Source organism: Nonomuraea montanisoli, assembly GCF_013363975.1.
GTDB classification, from domain to species: Bacteria; Actinomycetota; Actinomycetes; order Streptosporangiales; family Streptosporangiaceae; genus Nonomuraea; species Nonomuraea montanisoli.
Window position 1 is genome coordinate 472,918 of sequence record NZ_JABWGN010000007.1, and the last position, 25,049, is coordinate 497,966.

Consider the following 25,049-nt stretch of genomic DNA (forward strand, 5'->3'; position numbering starts at 1 on the left):
CGCACCAGCGGCGTACACCACCAGCAGCGGCGCACATCACCAGCGGCGCACAGCAGCAGCTTGCCCGGCACGCTGCTGACCGGCACCGCCGCCAACACCAGGCCCGCCGGCGGCCCCGAGCCGGCCGGTGCTGGCGGCGCGATCGCTCGCCCGAGAAGGCTTCCATCCCATGGATGGGCGTCCCCAGATGCGGCGTCCCCACATGCAGGGGATGAAGCGCCGCAAGATGCGCCGCAATGCGCTCCCCGAGGGACGCCGTGCACCTCTCCTCATCCGCATCGCGCTCTTGCTATCGCTCCGATTCGTCCACGGGCCGACCCAGCTCCCCGAGGGTCTGCAAGAGCCGCTCCCGCGCAGCAGCCAGGCGTCCGCTGTAGTCCGGCATGAAGACCTCGACCAGTGAGGTCTCCAGCCTCCCGGCGATCACATGGAGCGGTGACCAGACCGCACGGTCCTCGCCGACCAAGTCGCCGAACTCCGCAGTGCCGATCACACGGTCGAGCCAGTCAGAGAGCACCAGGGCCTGATCCTGCGTCAACTTGATCGTGAACTCGCCCTCCGCCACTCTGCCGAGAGTAGCGTTGCCCAGCACGGCGAACGCTTGTGGTCACTGCACGGGACATGCACCGGTGCGGTGACCGGAGACGTTCACCCGCCATGTCCCTGATCACTCGAAATCGACACTGAAAACGACGAACACGCACAGGAGTACCGCCAGGCGGAGGACAGCGAAAATCGCTGACATGAACGGCGGTGACCTGTAATCCGTCCCTCCGCGGCTTCGATGCCACCACCGCCAGGTCTCAAGAGATGAGTTCGCCTGGGCGATCGGCGCGGCGCCCAGGTTCGGCCGGCACTCACTAACCCGGTGAACCTTTCCAGTCACAGCACCCGCTATCTGCCTTCCGCCCGGAAAGCCGTGACCGTCCACCTGAACACTCAAACCGTCCCCTGGAGACGTCAGGGATGTCCGCATCCTCCCTGGAGACGTCCTGAGCATCGCCCCGTTGCGGGTGTCCGCCCCGGCCGTGCAGCCCCGTGACACTCCACATGCAGCCGCGTCCCCTTCTCCCGGTGGCTCATTCTCTCGATGGAGACGTCCGCTGGCGGAGAGCCGGGCGGCTGTCACCCACGCTGGCGTGAGGGGGCGGGCCGAGGGCCAGGCCAGGCCGAGCCGCCCGGAGTCCGGCGATAAATCCTTCGCCTCGGCCGGACGCGGTCCTGTTACATGTTCCGCATGCTGACGAGGGGATACCTGCCCGAATGACGACCATCGACGACGCGACTCTGGCCCGCCTCCACGACGCCTACCTCCAGGCGTTCGCCGATCTGCCCGGACCCCTCTTCAGCCGGCGACGCTTCCAGTGGCTGTTCACTCACGGCTCGCCCGGCCAGCGACACGAGGTCCGCGTGGTCGAGGAGGGCGGCGAGCCGGTGGCCTGTTACCGGCTGCGGTTCCCGGAGCACGACAACACGCACATCGCCTGGCTGGATCCGCTGTTCGTACGCCCGGACCGGCGCGGACGTGGCCTCGGCGCGCGGCTGCTGGACGAGGCGGCCGGGCGGGCGCGCGCCAACGGCCGCAGCCTGCTGTTCGTGGAGACCCCGACCGACGGAGTCGGGGCGCGTTTCGCCGTTGCGCACGGCTTCACGGTGTCCGTGGCCGAGGCCCGCCGCACCCTCGACCTGCGTACGGCCGACTGGGCGGGATTCCGGCGGATGCTGCCCCCAGTGGAGGGGTACGAGGTCGAGCTCTGGACCGGCCCGACCGCCCCGGAACGGCTGGCCGATCTGGGCACGGTGATGGGCGGCATGAACGACGCCCCTGCGGACGCGAGCACGGAGCACTCCCACTTCGACGCCGAGCGTGTCCGCGCACACGAGGAATCGATGGTGCCGGGCGGGCTCGACTGCTACACCGCGATGGCCCGGCGAGTCGGCGACGGCGCACCGGCCGGGTTCACCCGCATCTTCCTCGACGCGGACCGGGAGGACGGCTGGGCGCTCCAGACCGACACCGCCGTCCTCCGTGCGCACCGCGGCCACCGCCTCGGTCTCCTTCTCAAACTGGCGAACCTGCTACGCCTTCGAGAGCGCGAGCCGCAGCTTGAACGGGTGGTCACGTGGAACGCCAAATCCAACGCCCACATGCTCGCGATCAACGAGGCCATGGGCTTCCGCCTGCTGGACGAGTGGAACACCTGGCGCCTGCCCATCTGACCGTGGGCTCGCCGGACCTGGTCGACCGCCTGAGATGAATCGGCCTACGGCGGCCACGTGGGATGAATCGGCCTACGGCGGCCGCCTGGAAAGGAACGGCCTACGGCGGCTGCCTGGGAAGAATCGGCCTACGGCGGCCACATGGGCCCGCTGCTACCCCTCTGCCGCGAGGCTCGGCCGCGTCATCTTGTCGCCAGGTCCCCGTTCCAGCCGGGGGCTCGCCCGCGATGCAATGTGGTCCAGCCCCACCAGCTGGCCCAGCAGGGAGCTCGGTGTCCTAAGGCTGCCAGCCATCGTCACCAGACCCGGCAGCCTTGACCGCACGCCAGAGCCACACGGCAGGGTGCGCCGCACGGCGGATGAACCACACGGTGGATGAGGTGCGCGGCGGATGAGGTGCGCGTGGGCAAGGTGTACGGACTGAGCTGCACGATAAATGAACCGCACGCCGGATGAACCGCGCTCCGGATGAGTTGCACGGTGGATGACCACATGGCGGATGAACCGCACGGCGGATGAACCGGACAGCGGACTTGCCGGACAGCGGACTTGCCGGAGCGGACTTGCCGGACAGCAGACGAGCCGGACAGCGGATTATCCGGACAGGTGGATTATCCGGACAGGTGGATTATCCGGACAGGTGGATTAGCCGTACGACGGATGACCCTATGTCGGGATGAGCCGGATGGCAGATCATTCCATCAGTGGATGATCGCCAACATCACATCCGAAGCAGCCGGACGGTCCTCGGGAGCCTTCTGCAGGCACGCCCCCACGATCTTCCGTAAGCCCGGAGGCAACGGCGACAGGTCCGGATGGAACGTCAGCACCCTGTGGAAAACCGCCGGCACCGTGTCCTCGCCGAACGCCGGCCGTCCCGTGGCCGCGAACATCATCGTCACCCCCCAGCTGAACACGTCCGACGACGGCCCCACCGCCGCCCCCGTCAACTGCTCGGGCGACATGTACGGCGGCGTGCCGACCATCTTCCCTGACGTCACCGTCACCTGGTCGAGCGCCCGCGCGATGCCGAAGTCGATCACCCGCGGCCCGTCGTTCCCGATCAGCACGTTGCTCGGCTTGAAGTCACGATGCACGATCCCGGCCTTGTGGATGGCCGCGAGCGCCCCGGCTGTGGATAACGCCAGCCGCGTGAGACTGTCCTCGTCGCGCGGCCCGTGGTTGCGCACGAGCTGCTCCAGCGACGGCCCCTCCACGTACTCGCTCACGATGTACGCGTCCTGCCCGCTGATGTTCACGTCCAGCACCCGGGCTGTGGAAAACGTCGCGACTCGCCGCGCCGCCTCCACCTCGCGGGCGAAGCGGGCGCGAGCCGTCTCGTCGACCAGGTCGTGCAGCACCTTCACCGCCACGCGCCCGCCGTTGGGCGCCTGCGCCAGGTAGACGGCGCCCTGCCCGCCTCGGCCGAGGGACCGCAGCACCCGGTAATGCCCGATCCACTCCGGCTCCCCCGGGTTCCGTTGGTGGTACGTCGGCGCGGTGGTGCGCTGGTGGATGTCGGGCCCGGGAGTGCGCGGGGACGGGCTCCGGCGCAGGTCGGGCGGGGAATGGCGCGGGGGCTGACTCTGGTGGAAGTCGGGCGGCGAATGGCGTGGGGACGGACTCTGGTGGATGTCGGGCCGAGGGATGTACGGGGACGGGCTCTGGTGGCTCGCCTTGGCCGCGAAGGGAGGCTGGCTCAGGTGGCGCGCCCTGACCATGCGCGGCACGAGGATGCCGGAGTGGATGACGCCGCCCAGCCAGGTCACCACCAGGGCGAGCGAGATGAGCGAGGACATCGGCTCCGGGATGTCCTCGAACCGGTCGTACGCGAAGATGACGATGAGGAACGAGCCCACGCAGACGGTGTAGAAGGCGGCGGCGATCACCTGCCACACGCTGCGCAGCCAGAACGCCGCGAACGCGATCGTGAACGGCGTCAGCATTCCGCACGTCAACAGCGGCAGGGCGGCCCACAGCACCGCAGCGGCCCATGCCAGGCCACTGGGACCGCGCGTCCGGCTGTTCAACATGCCGGAAGGCTATCGCCCCACTCTGGTTCATATCGGCTGTGGAGCCATCTTGTGGATAACCTCCCGATAACCTGTGGATAGCTGTGGAAAAACTGGGGACAACGCGACCGGCGCATTCACGTGCGCGGTCAAGTGCGCAATGATGATGACCATGGCGCGGATACCGGGTGTTGGGTTGGCGAAGGGACTCTCCGTCACCCTCCGGCACATGCTGCGCAAATCCGTCACCCAGCAATATCCCGAGGTCAAGCCGGATCTCCCCCCCCGCAGCCGCGGCGTCATCGCCCTGGTCGAGGAGAACTGCACCTCGTGCATGCTGTGCGCCCGTGAGTGCCCCGACTGGTGCATCTACATCGACTCGCACAAGGAGACCCTCCCGGCGCCGGAAGGCGGTCGCCCGCGTCAGCGCAACGTCCTCGACCGCTTCGCCATCGACTTCTCCCTGTGCATGTACTGCGGGATCTGCATCGAGGTATGCCCGTTCGACGCGCTGTTCTGGTCTCCCGAGTTCGAGTACGCAGAGGGCGACATCCGCAACCTGCTGCACGAGAAGGACCGCCTCGCCACCTGGGTGCCCACGGTGCCGCCGCCCCCGGCCCACGACCCCGGCGCCGAGCCCCCCAAGGAACTCGCCGCCGCCCCGCGCCGCCCCGCAGCGGGCCCCCGGGCAGCAGGCGCACCCGCCGGAGCCCGCGCGTCGGGCGCACCTTCCGGTCCTCGCGCGTCAGGCGCTGCCGCCGCTCCGCGCACGGGGGATGCACCCACCGCTGCCCGTTCGGAAGGTACGACCTCCGCCACCCCTGAAGCGGACACGTCGTCAGAAGCCCCTGTGACAGGTACGTCATCCGAAGCCCCTGTGACAGATACGTCGCCCGAAGCCCGCGCGACAGGTACTTCGTCCGAAGCTCGCGCGACTGGTGCGCCTTCCCCGGCCCGCGCGGTAGACGAGCCCGGCGGCCCCACGCGAGAATCGGCCCGCCGCCCGGCTGCGGCCGGGGACTCCGGCGCATCGGAGCGCCCCTCCACTCCCGGCACGGCAGAGCCGCGGGTCACTCGCACCACGAAGGACGTTTCCGCAGCGGACGTCCCCACGGCGGGCGCTCCTACGGGGGACGTATCCACAGAGGACACCCCCACCGCCGAGACGCGGGCTCCCAGCCCTTCCCAGGGCACACCCAAGCGCGAGTCGCGTTCGGCGGATCCCGCACAGGCCATGCCCACGCCAGAGTCACGGCACGCACACGGGCTCGCAGGCACGGAGGGCAGCACTGGCGGCGCGGTGGCCGGCCCGGACAGTCCCGGACAGTCGCCGCAGACCGAGGAGCCGGGACAGCCGACACGAGCGGACGACAAACCGGGCCGGACGTCGGCGAGCCCGCAGAGGCCCGCCCGGGCCGCCGGCAGGACACGCATGACCAACATCCGTGGCATCCGCCCGCCCGGCGCCCTCCCTGCACCTGCCGCGTCTGCCGACAAGCCGGCCGCATCGCCCACCACGGAGGGCCAACCCTCAGAGTCACTCAAGGGCGACACTTCACCCGCGACAGCCCCGAAGTCCCAGGGATCGGAGACCGGGCACGAGCAGCCTCTCGACCGAGAGTCCGCGCAGATCGGAGAAGACCGCTCGTCCGCAGGAGCCGCCCAAGGCGCTCAAGGGGAAGGGGACGTGTCTCCGGAAGCCCCCCAAAAGCCCCCAGGGGAAGCTGAGGCCCTGGAGCCGTCATCCACAGGCCCTACATCCGGCGAAGAGTTGTCCACAGCCTCGGGCGAGCCGCAGCCGAACCCCGAGCCAGAAGAGCAGACTTCTGGCCCGAGGCCGCGCAGGCGCCGGATGGCCGATCCTCGCTCCATCCGCCCGCCAGGGCGTCTCGACCCTGACGACCCAAGGGAGCCTGAGGAGGAGTAGTGACCGAGGCAGTGCCCTCCTATCTGTCACCCACCGGGCAAGAGATCGTGTTCTTGCTGCTGGGTGCGGTGGCGGTCGGATCGGCGCTGCTCGTCGTCACGACGCGCCAGCTCGTCCACGCGGCCCTGTGGCTCGTGGTCTGCTTCGGCGCGCTCGCCGGGTGCTACCTCGTGCTGACGGCGGAGTTCGTCGCCTGGGTGCAGGTGCTGATCTACGTAGGTGCCGTGGTGGTGCTCATGCTGTTCGGCATCATGCTCACCCGGGCCCCGATCGGGCGCTCCGCCGACCTCGACAGTGGCAACCGGCTCGTCGCCGCGCTGGTCGCCGTGGCCACGGCCGCCGTCCTGGTGACGGTGGTGGTCGACGGTTTCCGCACGGCCTACGCGCCCCTCAAGCCCGGCGCGGGCGCGGCCAAGGAGCTCGGCGCCAGCGTGTTCAGCACATGGGTGCTGCCCTTCGAGGCGTTGTCGGTGCTGCTGCTGGCCGCCCTGATCGGCGCCATCGTCCTGTCCCGCACGGACATCCCGGGCGGCGGCTCCCCGTCGCCGACGGCACCGTCCGCCGACCGGAAGCCGCCGATCCCGCCGCCCGGCTCTCCTCCGGTCCACCCGCACGAACCCGGAGACGCGCCCCACGCACCGGGCCAATCGTCCAGCAGCCCTGAGCCGCCGACGCACCGGACCGGGGGGCGTTGATGCACATCGTCTACCCGGCCGTCGTGTCGGCGCTCCTGTTCTCCATCGGCGTGTACGGCGTGCTCGCCCGCCGCAACACGATCCTGGTGCTGATGTCCGTCGAGCTGATGCTCAACGCCGTCAACCTCAACCTCGTCGCGTTCGACGTGTGGCTGCGCGACAGGCTGCACAGCGGTCAGGTGCTCACGCTGTTCGTCATCGTCATCGCGGCGGCGGAGGTGGGCCTCGGCCTGGCCATCATCCTGGCCCTCTACCGCAACCGCAGAACCGTGGACATCGACCGCCTCCGCGAGCTGTCCGAGCCGGCGACATACGCCACGACCCCGCCCACCGACTCCGCCAAGCCCGCACAGGGCGCCGTGTCCCCGGAGGCCGCACCGAGCGCCCCGTCCCCAGAAGCTGCACTTAGCGCTCAGTCCCCGGATGCCACACAGGGTGCCCCGTCCCCGGATGCCACACCAAGTGCCCCGTCCCCGGATGCCACACCAAGTGCTCCGTCCCGGGATGCCACACCAAGTGCCTCCTCCACGGAGGCCCAAAAGAGTGCCTCCTCCTCGAATGCCGCACTGAGCGCCTCGTCCCCGGAGGCGGCACAGAGCACCGTGTCCCCGGAGGCCGCACAAGGCAACCCCGCGCGCCCGGTCGACGAAGAGCCCGCCCAGCAGAGCGCCGAGCGACGCGACACCACCGGCAACGGGCGCGACCGGACACCCCGGCTGAGCGACGGCGACCAAGCCACGGCGCCAGGCGACCAATCCACCGCGCCAGGTGACGAAGCCACGCGTCCAGGTGATCAGGGCAGCGCCGAGCCAGGAGGCGGTGACGGGGCCGCACGGCCCACCGACCAGCCCGCCCCGCCACGAAACGGCGACCCGGCCGCTCAACGAGAAAGCGACACCAAGCGAGGAGGCAACCGATGACGACCTTCCCGCTTCTCGCGGTGCTCCTGCCGTTCGTCGCCGCCGTGGCGGGCCTCCTCCTGTCCCGCACCCGCCGGCCCAGCTCCCGTACAGCACACCGGCTCTCACCAGAGACGGCCACGGCCCCCACATCGACCACCTCCCCACAAGACCGTCCGGCACGGGACCGTCCGGCACGGGACCGTCCGGCACGGGACCGTCCGGCACGGGACCGTCCGGCACAGGACCGCACGACCACGGCCGTCCTCCCTGGCGGCCCCACGTCCGTCGGCCCGGCCGGACGGGAGGGCGACCCGCGGGCGCGTCGGCGCGCGGCCTGGTTCGCCGTGCTGCCCACCGCCGCCTCCGCCGTGCTGGCCATCGCGCTGGCCTGGGCGCCCGGCTTCGCGTATCTCGCCGACGCCGCTCCCGGGCGGCCCGTGGGTCACACCTACGGCACGATCGTCACCGGCGGCATCCCCATCTCCCTGACCCTCCAGGCCGACGACCTCTCCGCCATCCTGGGCGTCCTCGTCACCCTGGTCGCGCTTGCCGTACAGATCTACTCCGTCGGCTACCTCCACGACGACCCGCGCTACCCGTCCTACAGCGCGTTCGTCAGCCTGTTCACCAGCGCGATGCTGCTCGTCGTCTACGCCGGCGACCTCCTCGTCCTCTACGTGGGCTGGGAGATCATGGGCCTCTGCTCGTACCTGCTCATCGGCCACTGGTGGGAGGATCGCGCCAACTCCCGCGCGGCGGTCAAGGCGTTCCTGGTCACCCGGCTCGGCGACGTCGGATTCCTGTTCGGCCTGTTCACGCTCGGCCTCGCCGCGGGCAGCTTCCGCGTCTCCGATGTGCTGTCCAAGGTGCCCGAGATGTCCGCGGCCACGCTCGTGACCGCCACCATGCTGCTGCTCGCGGGCGTGGCGGGCAAGAGCGCGCAGGTGCCGCTGCACACCTGGCTGCCCGACGCCATGGCGGGTCCCACGCCGATCAGCGCGCTGATCCACGCCGCCACCATGGTCGCCGCCGGCATCTTCATCGTGGCCCGGCTCTTCCCGGCGTTCCTCGCCGCCCGGCCCACGCTCGACGTGCTGGCCGTCATGGCGGCCCTCGGCATGCTCGGCGCCGCCCTGGCGGCGCTCGCCCAGGACGACCTCAAACGCGTGCTCGCCTACTCCACGATCAGCCAGCTCGCCTACATGGCGGGCGGTCTGGCGGCCGGCTCGGCGAACGCCGCGATCTTCCACCTGCTCACCCACGGCGCGTTCAAGGCGCTGCTGTTCCTGTGCGCGGGCGTCGTCATCCACCACGTCGGCTCCAACCTGATGAGCCGGATGGGCGGTCTGCGGCGATCGCTGCCGGTGACGTTCGCGGCGATGACCGTGGGATTCGCCGCGCTGATGGGCCTGCCGCCGGCCAGCGGCTTCTTCAGCAAGGACGCCGTGCTGGCGGCCATGGACGGCGCGCTCGCCGGCGGCCGCCTCACCGACGCCGCCGCCCTGCTCCTGTACGGCTGCGCGCTCGCGACCGTCGCCGTCACCGGCGCGTACGCCACCAGAGCGTGGCTGCGCACGTTCTTCGGCGAGAGCAGAGTCGTCGTCGCCCTGCCCGAGCCCGAACCGGGCACGGCCCACGTCATCGACGTGCGGGAAGGGCCGCCGACGATGCTCGTGCCGGTCGCGCTGCTGGCGGTGCCGGCGTTGCTGCTCGGGTTCGCCGGCGGCGTCCACGTCGACGTCGGGGTGGCGGCGGTCGGGGTGGTGCTGGCCGTGCTCGGCGCCGGGGTGGTGTACGCGGCCTGGCGCTCGGCGCCGCTCGCCGATCCGGCCCGGCTGCTGGGGCCGCTGCGCGCGCCGTGCGAGCGCGCGTTCTACGTGGACACCCTGTACGCCGCCGTGTTCGCGCGGCCCGTCCTGGCCATGGCCCGGCTGGTCGTCAGGACCGACGACGTGGTGGTCGACGGCGCTGTACGCGGCTCCGGCCAGGCGGCGCGCGGGCTGTCGGGGCTGCTCCGCCTCGCCCAGAACGGCAACGTCCAGCTCTACGTGAGCGGGCTGATCGCCGGGCTGCTGCTGATCGCGGTGGGGGCGGTGGTGTTCACATGATGGGCTGGCTCCAGGTCGTACCCCGCGTCGCGGGCCCGGGCGATGCGGCGGTGGTGTTCACATGATGGGCTGGCTTCCCGTCACGCTGCTCGCGGTGCCGCTGCTCGGGGCGCTGCTCCTGCTCGTCGCTCCGGCCGCGCTCCGCCCGGCGCTGCCGCTGTACGGGCAGGCGGTCTCGGGGTTCGCGCTGGCGCTGGCCGTGGTGATGGTGGCGGTGTTCGACTACGGGCGGACGGCGACACCGCAGTTCACCGTCGACCTGCCGTGGATCCCCGGGCTCGGTCTGCGCTTCCATCTCGGCGTCGACGGGATCTCGTTGCCGCTGGTCGCGCTGACGGCGCTGCTGACGTTCCTCTGCTTCGCCTACCTCGGCTGGGGTCGGGGCCGGGGTCCCGGACGGCTCATGGGGACACGGCCGAGAGCGCTGGTGTTCACGCTGCTGGTGCTCGAAGTCGGCATGGTCGGCACGTTCCTGGCGCTCGACCTGCTGCTGTTCTTCGTGTTCTTCGAGATCGTGCTCATCCCCATGTACTTCCTGATCGCCGGCTGGGGCGGCAAGGGACGTCGGGGGGCGGCGACCAAGTTCATCCTCTACACCTTGCTCGGCTCCGTGGTGATGCTGGTCGGCCTGCTGTTCATCTGGTCGCAGACCGACACGCTGGACATCGTCGCGCTCGCCCGCGCGCACGGCGCGGGCATGTCGCGCGGCGCGCAGATCGTCGCGTTCGCGGCGGTCGGGCTCGGCCTCGCGGTCAAGACGCCGATGTGGCCCCTGCACACCTGGCTCCCCGACGCCCACACCGAGGCCCCGACGGCCGGCTCTGTCCTGCTGGCCGGCGTGCTGCTGAAGATGGGCACGTACGGCTTCGCCCGGATCGCCATCCCGATCCTGCCGGAGGGCGCGGTGGCCGCAGCGCCCTGGCTGGGGGCGCTGGCCGTGGTCGGCATCGTGTACGGCGCCCTGGCCTGCCTCGCCCAGCGCGACCTGAAACGCATGATCGCCTACTCGTCGGTGGGCCACATGGGGTTCGTGCTGCTGGGGTTCGCGACGCTGACGACGGTGGGCGTCAACGGGGCCCTGTTCGCCAACGTCGCCCACGGGCTGATCACCGGCCTGCTGTTCTTCCTCGCGGGCTCGATCAAGGACCGGTACGGCACAGCCGACATGCCGTCCCTGGGCGGCGGCATGCTGGCGACGCTTCCGCACCTGGGCGCGGTGCTGACGTTCGCGTCGATCGCGTCGCTGGGCCTGCCGGGGCTGGCCGGGTTCTGGGGGGAGATGCTGGCCCTGCTCGGGGCGTTCCGGCCGGGGGACGGGCTGCCGAGGGGGCTGTTCCTGACGTACATGGTGATCGGCGGGCTGGGCGCGGTGCTGACGGCGGCGTACTTCCTGGTCATGCTCTCGCGCGTCACCCACGGCCGGCCCTCGCGCCCGAGTCCGGCCTTGGTGGGGGCGGGAACGACGACGGGTGCTCCAGGTGGTCGGGGGGAAGGGGCGGCGGAGAGCACGGCACTGGCTGCGGATGTGCCGACGAGAGGTCCGGGCGGACTTGAGGAGAGGCTCCTCGGTGGGAAGATCGCCGAGTCGGGCGGTGACGTGCGGGGCGGGGAGATCGCCGGATTGAGTGGTGACATGCCTGGCGGAGAGATCACCGGATTCGGCAGGGACGAGCGCGGCCGGGAGATCGGTGGACCCGGCGGGGAGATCGGTGGACCTGGCGGGGAGACTGCCGGGTTCGGTGGTGGTGAGCCTGGTGCGGGCGGGGGGCCGCCGCGTGACATCCAGCCGTACGAGATGGTCGCCTGGGTGCCGTTGATCGTCCTGATCCTGCTCTTCGGGCTCTGGCCCGGGTTGCTGCTGTCGCTCACCACGCCGGCCGTGCAGACGCTCCTGGGAGCCCTGTCATGATCCAGCAGATCGACTACTTCGCCATCGCCCCACCGCTCGTGCTGGCGCTCGTGGCCGGGCTCGTGCTGCTCCTCGACGCCTTCCTGCCCGCCGGTCCGCGGGTCAGGACGGGGCTGGGCCTGACGGCGATCGGGGGCGTGGTCGTGGCCCTCGGCTTCGTCGTGGCCCAGTCCGTACGGCTCGCGGGGGCAGGACAGGACGGCCAGGCCCTGGCCACGTTCTGCGTACCCGGCAGCCTGTCCCAGGCCGGGCCGGGGCTCGGGCCCGCTGTCGCCTCCCAGTTCGTCGGCGCCTCCCAGTTCGTCGGCGCCTCCCAGTTCGTCGGCGCGTCGCAGTCCGCAGGGGCGTCGCAGCCGGCCGCGGCCCTGTGCTCGTTCGTGGCCGACCGGTTCACGCTGGTCTTCGCCGGGTTGGTACTGGTCGCGGCACTGGTGGTCGTGCTGATGTCCATGTCGGAGCTGGCCGCGGGAGGCATACCCGCCGGGGAGTGGTACTTCCTCCTGCTCTGCACCATCGTCGGCGCCGTGACGCTCCCCGCGTCGCGCGACCTGATCATGCTGGTGGTCGCGCTCGAACTGGTGTCGCTCCCGGTCTTCGCGCTCACGGCGCTGAAACGGTACGACGGACGGGCCTCGGAGGGCGCGGTCAAGCTGTTCGTCGTCTCGGTCGTGTCCACGGCGATCATGCTGTTCGGTGTGTCGCTGTTGTACGGCATCGGCGGGACGGTGTACCTCTCCCGCCTGACGGAGATCTTCAGTGGCGCCGTGCCCGCGCCGGGGGTGGCGGGCGCGTCTTCCGCGGAAGCCCTGGCGGCGTCCCCGGCGTCCGGCGTCGTCACGGTGGGCGTCGTACTGGTGCTGGCGGGGTTCGCGTTCAAGGTGGCCGCGGTGCCGTTCCACGCCTGGGCGCCCGACGTCTACCAGGGCGCCCCGGTGCCGGTGGCCGCGCTGCTGTCCGTGATCTCGAAGGCGGCGGGGTTCGCGGGGCTGATCCTGCTGCTCACCACCGCGCTCTCCGGACAGTCGGTGACCTGGACGCCCGTCGTCGCCGTCATCGCCGCGCTCACCATGACAGTGGGCAACCTGCTGGCCCTTCGCCAGCGCTCCGCCGTACGCCTGCTGGCCTGGTCGTCGGTCGCCCAGTCCGGTTACATCCTGACCCCGCTCGCGGTCGCCGCCCAGGCCACCGAGAGAGTCGCCGCAGCGGGTTCCTCGGCGGGCATGGCGGGTCATGTGTCGGGGGGCGGGGCTTGGGCGGGTGCGGCGGGTCATGTGTCGGGGGGCGGGGCTTGGGCGGGTGCGGCGGGTCATGCGCCCGGGGTGGGGTCTTGGGCGGCGGGTGCGGCGGGTCATGTGACAGGGATGGGCTCCTGGGCGGGTGGGGCCGGTCATGTGCCCACGGTGGGTTCCTGGACCGGTGTGGCGGGTCATGTGTCTGCGCCGGCGGGTGTGCCGGGGGCAGAGGTGTTCGCGTCGGCGAGTGGGCGGGGGGCCGAGGTGTTCGCGTCGGTGGGCGCGCCGGGGGCCGAGGTGTTCACGTCGGCGGGCGCGCCGGGGGGTGCGGTGTTCGCGCCGGGGGGTGAGGTGTTGGTGAGCGGACCGGTCGGGGCGTCCCTGGCCTACCTCGTCATCTACGCCGCCATGAACCTCGGCGCGTTCGCCGTCGTCATGCTCGTGTCCCGGATGTGCGCGCGCAACGAGCTGGACGACTATCGCGGCCTCGCCTACCGCAGCCCGGTGGCGGGCCTGTCGCTGGCGTTCTGCCTCGTCTGCCTGGCGGGTCTGCCGCCCGGCCTGGCGGGGCTGTTCGCCAAGGTGGTGGTCTTCCGTGAGGTCGTGAACGGCGGGGCGGGCTGGCTGGCGGTGGTCATGGCGGTCAACACGGTGATCGGCCTCTACTACTACGTGGCCTGGACCGCCCGGGTCCTCACGCCGGCGCCGTCGGCGATCGACCGGCGGGCGTTCCCCGCCACCTGGGTGGCCGTCGGGCTGGCGGTCGTGATCACGGTGGCGTTCTCGGTGGCGCCTCAGTTGGTGTTCGACCTGACCTCATAAGCCCCGGTTGCGCGTCTCCTCCGATCCAGGACCACTACTCCGGCCCTCCCTGGCGCGCCCGGTTCTTCCCGCCGCCGCCCCCACCTGCGGCCCCGCCCGCGGCCTCATCAGCGTTCCGTTCGGCTTGTCGAAACCCGGTCGTCCCCTCCATCCGCCACCGCCCGACCTCGGGCCCCGTCCACGTCCACCCCACGACGACGGCTGATGGGTGGGAACCCCGGTGTGCCCGCTCATGCCTCCTGGGGATTCCTCTCAGGTGAGCAAGGAAGCGGGGCCGGCGGTTGCGCGATAAAAGAATATGCTCATAATATTTCCTCGATGACTCAACATGCTGATCCCGAGACACGAAGAACCCAGGTCGCCGAAGCGCTGCTGGCCACGGTCGCCGAGCGAGGGCTGGCGCGAACCACCCTGACGGATGTCGCGGCTGCGGCCGGGGTGTCAGTGGGCCTGGTGCAGCGCTATTTCCGCACCAAGGACGAACTGCTGCGGTTCGGGTTCGACTACGTCTGTCGACGCACGCAGGAGCGGGTCCGTCGAGTCCCGATCGTGCCTCCGGTCCGGGAGGTCGTCGTCGCGCTGATGGAGCAGATCCTGCCGCTGGAGCCCGAGCGGGAGAACGAACTGGGCGTCTGGCTGAGCTTCGTCCAGGCCTCGCTCACCGATCGGGAGATGGCCGCGACACACCAGGCGGGGGTCACCGAGCTGATCGACGGCCTCACCGAAGCCTTCGAGGGGGCTCAACGAGCCGGGGAGCTCGACCTCGACCTCGACGTCAGGGCCGAGGCCGCGGCGTTGGCGGCTTTCGTGGACGGGCTGTGCCTGCATCACGCGACCACCAGCAGCTTCGACGCCGCGAGTTCGCGTGCGGCGCTGCGGGCGTACGTCGATCGGATGTTCGGCCGAGGCGAGGGAAGGTGACGCCCGCGCTCGCGCTGGCGTTGACCGGGCTCAGCCTGCTTGACAGCACCAGTTTCGGAACGCTGCTGATCCCGATCTGGCTGCTGCTGACGCCGGGCCGGCTGCGTGCCGGGCGGATCTTCGTCTACCTGGCCACCGTCGCGCTGTTCTACTTCCTGGTCGGAATCCTGCTGGCCGCGGGCGCCGATGCCGCGATGGAGACCGTGCGGCGTGCCTTTGCGGACGTCCCGCCGGTTCCGCTTCGGATCGGGCAGCTCGCCGCCGGCGTCCTGATCATCGTGTGGAGCTACCGGCTGGAGGCTCGGGCCCGCCGTCAGGGGGACGAGCCGGGCAGGGTTCACCGGTGGCGGACACGGGCGATGACGGGACCGGGCAGCGCCCGCGGACTGATGAGCCTGGCCGCCGTGGCGGTGGCCCTGGAGGTGGCCACGATGCTGCCCTACCTCGCCGCGATCGCGTTGATCGCCAACTCCGGCCTCGGCTGGCAACTCACCGGCGGGGTCCTCGCCGGATACTGCGCGGTCATGGTCATCCCGGCCGCGGCCCTGGCCGTCGCCAGGCTCGCCGCCCATCAGCGGATGGATCCGCTTCTGCGGCGGCTCAACACGTGGCTGACCAGGAACAGCGCCAAGCTGCTGGGCTGGACCATCGGCGGCCTCGGCATCGGCCTGGCCACCAACGCGGTCGTCAACCTGATGATCGCCGGATGACGTCCGGCCGACTTCCGGATCCGCGCCACGCTTCAAGGCATCTCGGCCTGGCGTGCCGGCACTTCCCCACCCGCCTTCGTGTACGGACTGTCTTCCAGGAGGAAGCTTCATGAACATGCCTGATCGCCGCGCCGTTCTGGCCGGTCTGACCGCCGGCGCGGTGGGAGGGCTCGCCACCGGCGGCGTCGGCGGCTGGGCCGGGCCCCGGTCGGCCGCCGCGGCGACGCCCGCCGCCTGCCCGCCGTCGATGCCCGGGGACAAGGTCGGCCGCCGCGACACCAGATACCCCGATCTGGTCGCCAGGGGCAGCAACCGACGGTTCCGCGCCAGCCCGGACTACATTCATCTGGCCTCCTCCACCGACCAGGTCGTCGCAGCGGTCGCCGAGGCGGTGAGAGCCGGCAAACGCATCGCCGTACGCAGCGGTGGAGGCTGCTTCGCCGACTTCGTCGACAACCCCGACACCGAGGTCATCATCGACCTGGCCGGGATGACCGGCCTTCGGTACGACCCCGCCCGGCGGGCGTTCGCTGTCGAACCGGGCATCCAGCTCGGGGAACTGTATCGGCGGCTGTTCCTCGGGTGGGGAGTGACCGTCCCGCTCGGCAGCTGCCCTGAGGTGGGGGCGGGCGGACACATCATGGGCGGTGGGCACGGCGCGATGTCCCGGCTGCACGGGCTGGGGGTCGACCACCTGTACGCCGTCGAGGTCGTGACCGTGGACGCCGCGAACGAGGTACGGGTCACCGTGGCCACCCGTGAGCCACACAACCCCCACCGCGACCTGTTGTGGGCGCACACCGGAGGCGGTGGCGGCAATTTCGGCGTGGTGACCCGCTACTGGTTGCGTACACCCGGCGCGGCCGGCGACGACCCGCGGCACCTGCTGCCGCGCCCGCCCGCGCGGGTGCTGGACTTCCAACTGCTGTGGGGGTGGGACCGGCTCGATCACGAGTCGTTCACCCGGCTGGTACGCCAGCACGGCGGATGGCACGCCGCCAACAGCGCGCCCGGTTCCCCCGGCACCGCGCTCCACAGCGCGCTGCTGCTGTTCGGCACCAAGCTCGGCGCGGTCATCGTGAAGGGGCAGGTGGTCGGCCCGCAGGCCGAGCGCACCCTGGCCGGCTACGTCGCCGCCCTCACCGCGGGCATGAGCGCACCGCATCACCTTGAGCAGGCGTACCGGCCCTGGCTCGAGAACCAGACGTCGGCGGGCGACAGCGAGGAGACTCTCGGCTCCCGCTTCGTCGTCAAGACCGGGTATCTGCGCGACCGGTTCACCGACGCCCAGATCCAGGTGTTGTGGGAGTTCCTGTCCGCCAGGCCCGAAGCCGGTCCGCAGGGCGCGTTGTGGCTGGTCTCCACCGGCGGCAAGGTCAACGCCGTCCGCCCCGGCGACACCGCCGTCGCGCAACGCGACTGTGTGCTCAAGGCCATCTTCACCGCGTCCGGCTCGTCGGCCGAGGAGGACGCCGCGCATCAGCAGTGGGTACGCGACCTCTACCGGAAGGTGTACGCCACGACCGGTGGCGTGCCGTCGCATGACGCGCGCAACGGCGGCTGTTACATCAACTACCCCGACCCCGATCTGGCCGACCCCGAACAGAACACCTCCTCCGTGCCCTGGCACGACCTCTACTACGGGACGAACTACGCCCGGCTCCAACGGGTGAAGCGGACGTGGGATCCACGCGACCACTTCCGGCACGCCCTGTCGGTACGGCCGCCCGACTGAGCCAGGCCCCGCCTCCGAGTCGCTCGCGGAATTGAGGCAGCGCTGAGGTGGTCTTGAGGATTGCTGAACGTTCTGGTGCGAAATGTCGTTTTATGTGCTCTTCAGCAAGGCTCATGGGCACCGGGCGGGCGATGCCGGACGTGCGTCGCGTCATGGTGGTCTACGGCACGCGGCCAGAGGCGATCAAGGTGGCACCCCTGGTCATCGGGCTCACCAAGGCGGCGCTCTTCGAGCCGGTCGTCGTCGTGACAGGGCAGCACCGGGAGATGCTCGACCAGGTCCATGAGACGTTCGGCATCGAACCGGACGCCGATCTCGGGATCATGCGACAGGGACAGACCCTCGCCGAGCTGACGAGCCGGGCGGTGTCCGGGCTGGACGGTCTCGTGGCCGCATGCCGTCCCGACGTGGTCGTCGTGCAGGGGGACACGACGACCACGCTGGCCGGGGCGCTCGCGGCCTTCTACCACCGGGTGCCGGTCGTCCATCTGGAGGCCGGGTTGCGCAGCGGCGACCTGTACTCGCCGTTCCCCGAGGAGGCGAACCGCAGCCTGACGAGCCGGATCGCCACCCTCCACCTGGCGCCGACGTCCGACAGCGCGGACAACCTCCTGCGCGAGGGCGTCCCCGCCGAGTTGGTCGTCGTCACCGGGAACACGGTGGTCGACGCGCTCCTGAGGAGCACCTGTACGGGTCACGGGTACAGGGAACCGAGGCTGGCCGGGCTCGATGACGACGGCCGGCGCGTCATCGTGGTCACCGCGCACCGCCGGGAGTCCTGGGGGCGCCGGATGGAGGGCATCGCCCGGGCCCTGTCCCGGCTGGCGGCGGCCGGGCGGCGGGACGTGCGCCTCGTCTTCCCCATGCATCCGAACCCGGAGCTGAGGCGCACCCTGCTCCCGCGCCTCGGCCGGCATCCGAACATCACACTCACCGAGCCGCTGCACTACGGCGACTTCGCCCGCCTCCTTCGCCGCTCGTACCTCGTGCTCACCGACAGCGGCGGGATCCAGGAGGAGGCGCCGAGCCTGGACAAGCCGGTGCTCGTGATGCGCGACACCACGGAACGGCCCGAGGCGATCCGCACCGGCGCGGCACGGCTGGTGGGGACCGAGGAGGACGCCATCGTGGCCGGTGTCAGCGGCCTGCTCCACTCGCCCGAGGAGTACCGGCGCATGGCGCGGGCGCGCAACCCCTACGGCGACGGGCGGGCCACCGAGCGGGCGCTGGCGGCGCTGGCCCATCTGTTCGGCCTCGGTCCGCGCCCGGTCCCGTTCGGTGCGCTGCCCGAACAGCACCCGCGGACCGAGCCCGCGGTGGCCCGGCGCACGCGAAGGGCGGTGAGTCGATGAGCGGCCCGAGGCGTGCGGACGGGCCACGGCGGCACACCGGCCTCAGGTGGCTGGCGGCGCTGCTGCTGAGCGGCCTCGTCGTGTCGGGCGCCAGCCTGGGGATCTTCTCCGGCAAGGAGCCGCCGACCCTGCCGGCGCCCCGTACGTGGCCGGCGTGCGGCACGGAAGGCCCTGACACACCGCGCGGGCAGTACGCGAACCCGGCGGCGGCAGCGCGCGGCGGCGCGGGTGAGAACGGCATGCACCGACCCGGCAGGGGCGGGCGGGACGTGAACGCGACGCTGATCGCCGTGGACGACGCCGACGGCCCCGCCGCGTTCCAGGTGTACGCGACCCGCGCCGCCAACCTGGTCTCCCACTTCGGCCCGGTACGGGTGATCCGGACGAGCGCCTACCGGGCCGGCATGCTGGGCAGGCACCGGGCCCTGGTGTACGTGGGCCTGTCGAGCGTCCAGCGGCTTCCGGCGGCCCTGCGCCACGACGTGCTCGCCGGCCGGGGGCCCGTCCTCTGGCTGGGCGGCAACATCGGCGCGCTCACCACCCCGACCCGCTTCGCCGAGCATTACGGCTGGCGGTGGGGCGGCTCGGGGCTGGCACCGCGCCGGGCTCAGCGCCAGGGCCCCGAAGCCCGGCCGCCGCTCCCGCAGTCCGCCGGACAGGTACGCGCCGCGGAGCAGGGCCTGGCGGGCGTCGACGGCGTCCGGTACAAGGGAGTGCTGCTGAGCCGCGACCCCACCCAGGGCCCGATCGGCGCGTTCGCCGGCCTCGACCCCCGCAGAGCGCGCGTGCTGGCCACGGCGGTCACCACGGACGGCCGGACGCGCCCCTGGGCCGTCAGGTCCGGCAACCTCACCTACGTCGCCGAGGCCGCGGTGAACGTGGACGAGGACGACGACCGCTTCCTGGCCGTGTCCGACCTGCTGTTCGACCTGCTCGCACCCGGCACGCCGGCCCGCCACCGCGCCCTGGTCCGCCTGGAGGACCTCGGACCGCAGGCCGATCCCGAGGCCATCCGCGCGGCGGGCGAGACGCTGTACCGGCTCGGCGTCCCGTTCAGCTTCGGCGTCATCCCGATCTACCGCGGCCCGCTGCCGGACGGACCGAAGCGGGCGACCATCCGCCTGCGGGACCGCCCGGAGCTGGTGCGGGCCCTCGTCTACCTCCTGGACCACGGCGGCACGATGGTCCTGCACGGCTACACCCACCAGTCGGACGGCCCGCCCAACCCCACCAACGGGGAGAGCGGCCAGGACTTCGAGTTCTTCCGCACGCACTTCGACGCCCGGCAGCGGCTCGTCTACGACGGGGCGATCCACGGCGACTCGTCCGCCTGGATGGAACACCGCCTCGACCAGGCGATGGCCGAGGTCCGCGCGGCCGGCCTGCCCGAGCCGCGCATCTTCGAGGTGCCCCACTACGCCGCCTCGCCGGCCGACTACCGCGTCATCGCGCGCCGGTTCGCCGCCCGCTACGACCGCGGCTCGTACTTCACCCCGGGCTGGCAGGGGCACGCGCCGGTGTCGCCGTACATGGACGAGCAGTTCGCCCCGTACGTGATCCGCGACGTCTACGGCAGCGTCGTCATCCCCGAGAGCCTGGGCCTGGTGGAGCTGCGCCCGACCGAGGACGACGACGGCACGCCCGCCACCATCCTGGAGCACGCCCGCGCGCAGCTCGTGGTACGCGACAACGTCGCGGGCTTCTTCTACCACCCCTTCCTCGGCACCGACCGGCTGGAGCGCATCGTCGGCCGGATGCGGTCGATGGGATACCGCTTCGAGGCGCCGTGCCGGCTATGAGACGGCTATGAGACAAGTGAGGGAAGAGAGGGAAGCAGCATGACCGAAGCCACCTCGATCCTCGCGCGGGCCGCCGACGTCGGGGCGACGGCGTTCGACGTGGCCCGGCTCGCCCTGGCGGTCGCCGGACTGCTGTTCGCGCTGTACGTCGTCGTCCTCGGCGCGCTCGTGCTGGCCGCCCAGCGGAGGCGTCGATGATCACCGTGCTCGTCCTGTGCGCGCTGTCGGCGGTGCTGCTGGTGTTCACCTACACGCTGGGGATGTACCTGGAGTCGGCGGGCACCGCCGAGCACCCCGCCGGCGACGGAGACGGCTTCTCCGTCGTCTTCCTGGTGCCCTGCCTGAACGAGGAACGCGTCATCGCCGGCACGCTGCGCGCCCTGCCGCGCGGCCCGGTCCTGGTCGTGGACGACGGCTCCGACGACGGGACGGCGGAGGTGGTCCGGCGGGTCGCCGGCCCGCGGGTCCGGCTGCTCAGGCGCGAGCTCCCGAACGCCCGCCAGGGCAAGGGCCGCGCGCTCAACCACGCCCTGCGCCGCCTGGCGGAGAACCTGGAGGACCTGCCGGGCGGCGACGCCGACCGCGTCCTCGTCTGCCTCATGGACGCCGACGGCCGGCTCGACCCGCGCGGCCTGGACAATGCGCTGCCGTACTTCGCCGATCCCCGGGTCGGCGCCGTTCAGATGGGGGTGCGGATCGGCAACCGGGGGCAGAGCCTCCTGGCGCGGATGCAGGACATGGAGTTCGTCGTCTACACCTGGATGTTCCAGCGCACCCGCACCGGCATCGGCTCGGCGGGGCTCGGCGGCAACGGCCAGATCATGCGGCTGAGCGCCCTGCTGGACCTGGGGGACGACCCGTGGTCACCCAGCCTGACCGAGGACCTGGACCTGGGCGTGCGGATGGTGCTGGCCGGCTGGCGCACCGTCTGCGTCCCGGACGCGACCGTGAGCCAGCAGGGTCTCGTCAGCACGCGCGCCCTGGCGAGGCAGCGCTCACGCTGGTACCAAGGACACCTCCAGGCGCTGCGGCTCGTGCCGTCGGTGGTCGAGCGGGCGTCCGGCCGGATGGCGGCCGACCTGCTGAACGTGCTGCTCAGCCCGCTGTTGATCTTCGTGGGCGCCTTCATGACGCTCTCGCTGGTCGCGTCCCTGGTGGGCGTGGCGTTCTCGCCGCTGGCGCGCGAGCAGCTCATCCAGCCGGTGCCGATCGCATCGTGGTACGCGCTGACGTTCGGCGCAGCCTACCTGTTCGGGCCGCTGTACGCGCGGATCACGGGTGACATGGGGCGGCTGCGCGGGCTCTGCTACGGCCACCTGTTCATCGTCTACAACCTGATCTGGCTCGTGGCGGCCTGGCGGGGGCTGTGGCGGGCGGCGCGCGGCCGGCGGGTCTGGATGAAGACCGAGCGGCTGGCCGATCCGTCACCGGAGCACGCGTGAGAGCGCTGGTGGTCGGTGCCCTGCTCGCCCTCCCGGTGACGCCGGCAGGGCCCGCCCCTTGCGCCCCGTGGCAGGAGGGGACCGTGCGCGCGGGGCTGTCGCTGGCGTACGACGGGTACGGGCAGGCGTGCACGTACCAGGCGGGCGGCCGGTGGACGTGGCGGCTGTCGCCGCGGCCCGCCCGGAGCCCGGCCGAGACGCACGCCGCGCTGGCCCTGACCACCGGCCGCTACGCGGACGTCCGGATCCGCGTACGGGCCAGAACCCTGCGCCAGCTACGGCGGCCCGCGCCCAACGCCTGGGAGGTCGCCTGGGTCGTGTGGCACTACACGGACGACGGCCACTTCTACTACCTCGTGCCCAAACCGAACGGCTGGGAGCTCGGCAAGGTCACCCCCGGCTACCCGGGCAACCAGCGCTACCTCGCCACCGGACCCCGGCCGTACGCGCTCGGCGTGTGGCACACGATCGAGGTCCACCAGGTGGGCGACACGATGACGGCCGCGGTGGACGGCCGCCGCCTGGTGCGTTTCCAGGACCGTGAACGGCCCTATCGGAGCGGCCACATCGGCCTCTACAACGAGGACGCGACGACCTGCTTCACCGATCTGCGCATCGCATCTGCCGGGAAGCGGTTTCACGGCGGCCAGCGGCGGTAAGTGACGCCTGACGGGGGAGGGATCGCCAGGGTCACGGTCGTGCGACCGCGCCGCCACCGCGCTCGCTGGCGATCGGTGGCTGACAGAGGTGATGCGTCGTGGAACGGCCGGGGGCGCTGGTCATCGAGGACACCGCGGAGGTGCGGTGGCTGCTGTGCGAGGTCCTGCGGATGGCCGGGTTCGAGGTGTCGGAGGCGGACACCGGAGCGGAAGGGCTGGACCTGGTCGCGCGGAGACGGCCCGACCTGGTGACGCTCGACCTCATGCTGCCGGACATGGACGGCATCGAGGTGTGCCGGCGGCTGCGCGGCATGACGAGCGCGTACGTGATCATGGTGTCGGGCCGTACGGACGAGGCGGACCGGCTCCTCGGCCTGGAGGTGGGCGCCGACGACTACATGACCAAGCCGTTCTCGCCGCGGGAGCTGCGGGCGCGCGTCGCGGCGATGTTCCGGCGGCCGCGTCGCGAGCCGGAGAGCGCCTTCCGAGAACGGGCGGGGCTCCACGAGTTCGGCGACCTGGTCGTGGACGAGGAGAGCCGCGAGGTGCACCTGGCGGGGTTGCCCGTGCCGCTGACCCGCATCGAGTTCGACCTGCTGGTGCTGTTCGTCTCCAACCCGAGGCGGGTATGGCCTCGCGAGACGTTGACCCGGGCGATCTGGCACACCGACTGGCCGGGCAACGCCCACGTGATAGACGTCCACATCGCCAACCTGCGGCGCAAGCTCGGCGACGACGCCCGGTCCGGCCGCTGGGTGCGCACGGTGCACGGTGTGGGCTACCGGTTCGGAGACGGAGGGGACATGCACGATGGTCCCGATTCACGTTCTGCTGTGCAGGGGCGATGACGGCGAGGCGCGGCTGCGTCTGTGCGGAGGCGAGGGCGGCGAGGCGCGGCTGCTGCTCTGCGGGGGCGATGACGGCGAGGCGCGGCGGGAAGCGCTTCGCCTGCTGCGCGAGGCCGGCCTGGACGTCGGCGGGTTCGCGCACGACCTCGGCAACCTCCTCGGGGTGGTCCTGGGCCACGCCGAGCTGGCCCTCGACGCGCTGCCCGAGGACGCTCCCGGCCGCGCCGACGTCGAGCGGATCCGGCAGGCGGCCGAGCGCGGCGAAGCCCTGTCCCGGAGGTTCCTGGCGCCCGGCCGCGCGGACCGGCCGAGCCCGACCGATCTGAACGCGGTCGTCGAGGAGACGGCCCGCCTGGTGCGCCCCGCGCTCGGGGGCGAGGTCGAGCTCGACACCCGGCTGTCCGAAGGGCTGCCCGCCGTCGGCATCGACCGGGCCGCGCTGGAGAACGCGCTGCTCAACGTACTGGTCAACGCGCTGGCCGCCATGCCCGACGGCGGACGGCTGACCATCGAGACGGCCCCGCCGGAGGGCGACGAGCGGGTCCGGCTCACCGTCCGCGACACCGGTCACGGCATGCCGGCCGAGGTGGCGGAGCACGCGTTCGAGCCGTTCTTCACCACCAGGGAGCGGGGCACCGGCCTCGGCCTGTGCAGCGCCCGCGGGGCGGTGGAGGAGGCCGGCGGCCGGACCACCCTGGCGTCCCGGCCGGGCCGCGGCACCAGCGTCCACATGCACCTGCCCCGGGCTCGCTGAGCCGAGGCGGGCGTCGGCCCGCGCACCCGCCGAGGGCTGGCTGACCTGGGGCGGGCGTCGCTCCGCGCGTCCGGTCGCGCACGCCCGGGAACGATGAAGACCACCACAGTCGTTGGAGCAGGTGAACCCCCGCCACGAAGGGAGGGACCTTGCACCACAACGGCCTGCGCACCGCCGTCCTGCTGGGCGGCATGTCGGCGCTGATCCTCGTCGCGGGTGCGTGGCTGGGCGGCGACACCGGCCTGCGGATCGCGTTCGTGCTGGCCGTGGCGAGCAACGCCGTCGCCTGGTTCTTCTCCGACCGCATCGCCCTGTCCGCCATGCGGGCGCGGCCGGTCAGCGAGGTGGAGCACCCCGCCCTGTACCGCATCGTCCGCGAGCTGTCCACGCAGGCCCGCCAGCCGATGCCGCGCCTGTACGTCTCGCCCACGGTGCAGCCGAACGCGTTCGCCACCGGCCGGAGCCCGCGCAGGGCCGCCGTCTGCGTGACGTACGGGCTGACCCAGCTCCTGGACGAACGGGAGCTGCGCGGCGTGATCGGGCACGAGCTGTCGCACGTGTACAACCGCGACATCCTTCTCTCGTCGGTGGCCGGGGCGCTGGCCACGATGATCACCTGGCTCAGCTACGTGGCGGTCTTCTTCGGCGGCTCGGACGACGACGAGGGGCCGGGGTTCGTAGGGGCGCTGCTCATGATGGTGCTGGGGCCGGTGGCCGCGGGCATGGTCCAGGCGGCGATCTCCCGTACGCGCGAGTTCCAGGCGGACGAGTGCGGGGCCAGGCTCACCGGCGACCCGCTGGCGCTCGCCTCCGCCCTGCGCAAGATCGAGCTGGGCGCGCGCCGCCTGCCGCTGCCCGAGAACAGCCGCCTCACCTCGGCGTCCCACATGATGATCGCCAACCCGTTCAGCGGCTCGGGCTTCGGCCGGCTGTTCTCCACGCATCCGCCCACGTCCGAGCGCGTCGCCCGGCTGGAGCGCATGGCGGGCTACCGCCGCTGAG

Annotated in this window: 19 protein-coding genes and 1 pseudogene; 18 read left to right on the plus strand and 2 right to left on the minus strand. The window is 71.7% G+C overall.

What is annotated here, in order from left to right:
- Positions 1-289: 289 nt before the first annotated feature.
- Positions 290-565, minus strand: a complete 276-nt coding sequence (locus HTZ77_RS20570) for a hypothetical protein (RefSeq protein ID WP_175591232.1) — start codon at positions 563-565, stop codon at positions 290-292.
- Positions 566-1,263: 698 nt separating this feature from the next.
- Between HTZ77_RS20570 and HTZ77_RS20575 the strand changes: the two genes are divergently transcribed.
- Entirely contained in the window at positions 1,264-2,220 is a 957-nt protein-coding gene (locus HTZ77_RS20575) for a GNAT family N-acetyltransferase (protein ID WP_175591233.1), read from the plus strand.
- 701 nt (positions 2,221-2,921) lie between these two features.
- On the opposite strand, the gene HTZ77_RS20580 is transcribed toward HTZ77_RS20575, so the two are convergent.
- Positions 2,922-4,253, minus strand: a complete 1,332-nt coding sequence (locus tag HTZ77_RS20580; RefSeq protein WP_175591234.1) for a serine/threonine-protein kinase — start codon at positions 4,251-4,253, stop codon at positions 2,922-2,924.
- Between the two features lie 313 nt (positions 4,254-4,566).
- On the opposite strand from HTZ77_RS20580, the gene HTZ77_RS46385 reads away from it, so the two are divergent.
- The 17 genes and pseudogenes from HTZ77_RS46385 (at position 4,567) to htpX (ending at position 25,048) form a co-directional block, all read left to right on the plus strand.
- Entirely contained in the window at positions 4,567-6,159 is a 1,593-nt protein-coding gene (locus tag HTZ77_RS46385; RefSeq protein ID WP_235994934.1) for a 4Fe-4S binding protein, read from the plus strand.
- Complete coding sequence (locus HTZ77_RS20590; protein WP_328808670.1) at positions 6,159-6,854, plus strand: NADH-quinone oxidoreductase subunit J family protein; 696 nt, start codon at positions 6,159-6,161, stop codon at positions 6,852-6,854. The genes HTZ77_RS46385 and HTZ77_RS20590 overlap by 1 nt, the downstream gene beginning before the upstream one ends.
- Positions 6,854-7,156, plus strand: a pseudogene (gene nuoK, locus HTZ77_RS20595) (NADH-quinone oxidoreductase subunit NuoK); the annotation flags it as partial. The gene HTZ77_RS20590 and the pseudogene nuoK, both read left to right, overlap by 1 nt.
- Positions 7,157-7,770: 614 nt before the next feature.
- Positions 7,771-9,864, plus strand: coding sequence for an NADH-quinone oxidoreductase subunit 5 family protein (locus HTZ77_RS20600; RefSeq protein ID WP_175591235.1), 2,094 nt, complete (start codon positions 7,771-7,773; stop codon positions 9,862-9,864).
- A 61-nt stretch (positions 9,865-9,925) separates the two neighbouring features.
- Positions 9,926-11,773 (plus strand): complex I subunit 4 family protein, encoded by a 1,848-nt coding sequence (locus HTZ77_RS20605; protein ID WP_328808671.1) that lies wholly within the window; start codon positions 9,926-9,928, stop codon positions 11,771-11,773.
- The gene (locus tag HTZ77_RS20610) at positions 11,770-13,827 is read left to right on the plus strand and encodes an NADH-quinone oxidoreductase subunit N (RefSeq protein WP_175591236.1); all 2,058 of its coding nucleotides are present in this window, start codon (positions 11,770-11,772) and stop codon (positions 13,825-13,827) included. The genes HTZ77_RS20605 and HTZ77_RS20610 overlap by 4 nt, the downstream gene beginning before the upstream one ends.
- 318 nt (positions 13,828-14,145) lie before the next feature.
- Positions 14,146-14,748: a TetR/AcrR family transcriptional regulator gene (locus HTZ77_RS20615; protein WP_175591237.1), complete on the plus strand. Its 603-nt coding sequence runs from the start codon at positions 14,146-14,148 to the stop codon at positions 14,746-14,748.
- Positions 14,745-15,458, plus strand: a complete 714-nt coding sequence (locus HTZ77_RS20620) for a GAP family protein (protein ID WP_175591238.1) — start codon at positions 14,745-14,747, stop codon at positions 15,456-15,458. The genes HTZ77_RS20615 and HTZ77_RS20620 overlap by 4 nt, the downstream gene beginning before the upstream one ends.
- 109 nt (positions 15,459-15,567) lie before the next feature.
- Positions 15,568-17,193: an FAD-binding oxidoreductase gene (locus HTZ77_RS20625; RefSeq protein ID WP_175591239.1), complete on the plus strand. Its 1,626-nt coding sequence runs from the start codon at positions 15,568-15,570 to the stop codon at positions 17,191-17,193.
- 131 nt (positions 17,194-17,324) lie between these two features.
- A complete protein-coding gene (gene wecB / locus HTZ77_RS20630) occupies positions 17,325-18,545 on the plus strand; it encodes a non-hydrolyzing UDP-N-acetylglucosamine 2-epimerase (RefSeq protein WP_175591240.1) in 1,221 nt (406 codons plus the stop codon).
- A complete protein-coding gene (locus HTZ77_RS20635; protein WP_175591241.1) occupies positions 18,542-20,344 on the plus strand; it encodes a DUF2334 domain-containing protein in 1,803 nt (600 codons plus the stop codon). Before wecB ends, HTZ77_RS20635 begins: the two co-directional genes overlap by 4 nt.
- Positions 20,345-20,383: 39 nt before the next feature.
- Positions 20,384-20,542: a hypothetical protein gene (locus tag HTZ77_RS20640; protein WP_175591242.1), complete on the plus strand. Its 159-nt coding sequence runs from the start codon at positions 20,384-20,386 to the stop codon at positions 20,540-20,542.
- Positions 20,539-21,786 (plus strand): glycosyltransferase family 2 protein, encoded by a 1,248-nt coding sequence (locus HTZ77_RS20645; RefSeq protein WP_175591243.1) that lies wholly within the window; start codon positions 20,539-20,541, stop codon positions 21,784-21,786. The genes HTZ77_RS20640 and HTZ77_RS20645 overlap by 4 nt, the downstream gene beginning before the upstream one ends.
- Positions 21,783-22,445, plus strand: coding sequence for a family 16 glycoside hydrolase (locus HTZ77_RS20650; protein WP_175591244.1), 663 nt, complete (start codon positions 21,783-21,785; stop codon positions 22,443-22,445). Before HTZ77_RS20645 ends, HTZ77_RS20650 begins: the two co-directional genes overlap by 4 nt.
- Positions 22,446-22,543: 98 nt before the next feature.
- Positions 22,544-23,293, plus strand: coding sequence for a response regulator transcription factor (locus HTZ77_RS20655; RefSeq protein ID WP_175591245.1), 750 nt, complete (start codon positions 22,544-22,546; stop codon positions 23,291-23,293).
- A complete protein-coding gene (locus tag HTZ77_RS20660; RefSeq protein ID WP_175591246.1) occupies positions 23,256-24,047 on the plus strand; it encodes a two-component system sensor histidine kinase NtrB in 792 nt (263 codons plus the stop codon). The genes HTZ77_RS20655 and HTZ77_RS20660 overlap by 38 nt, the downstream gene beginning before the upstream one ends.
- Positions 24,048-24,196: 149 nt before the next feature.
- Positions 24,197-25,048, plus strand: coding sequence for a zinc metalloprotease HtpX (gene htpX, locus HTZ77_RS20665; protein ID WP_175591247.1), 852 nt, complete (start codon positions 24,197-24,199; stop codon positions 25,046-25,048).
- The last annotated feature ends 1 nt before the right edge of the window (position 25,049 follow it).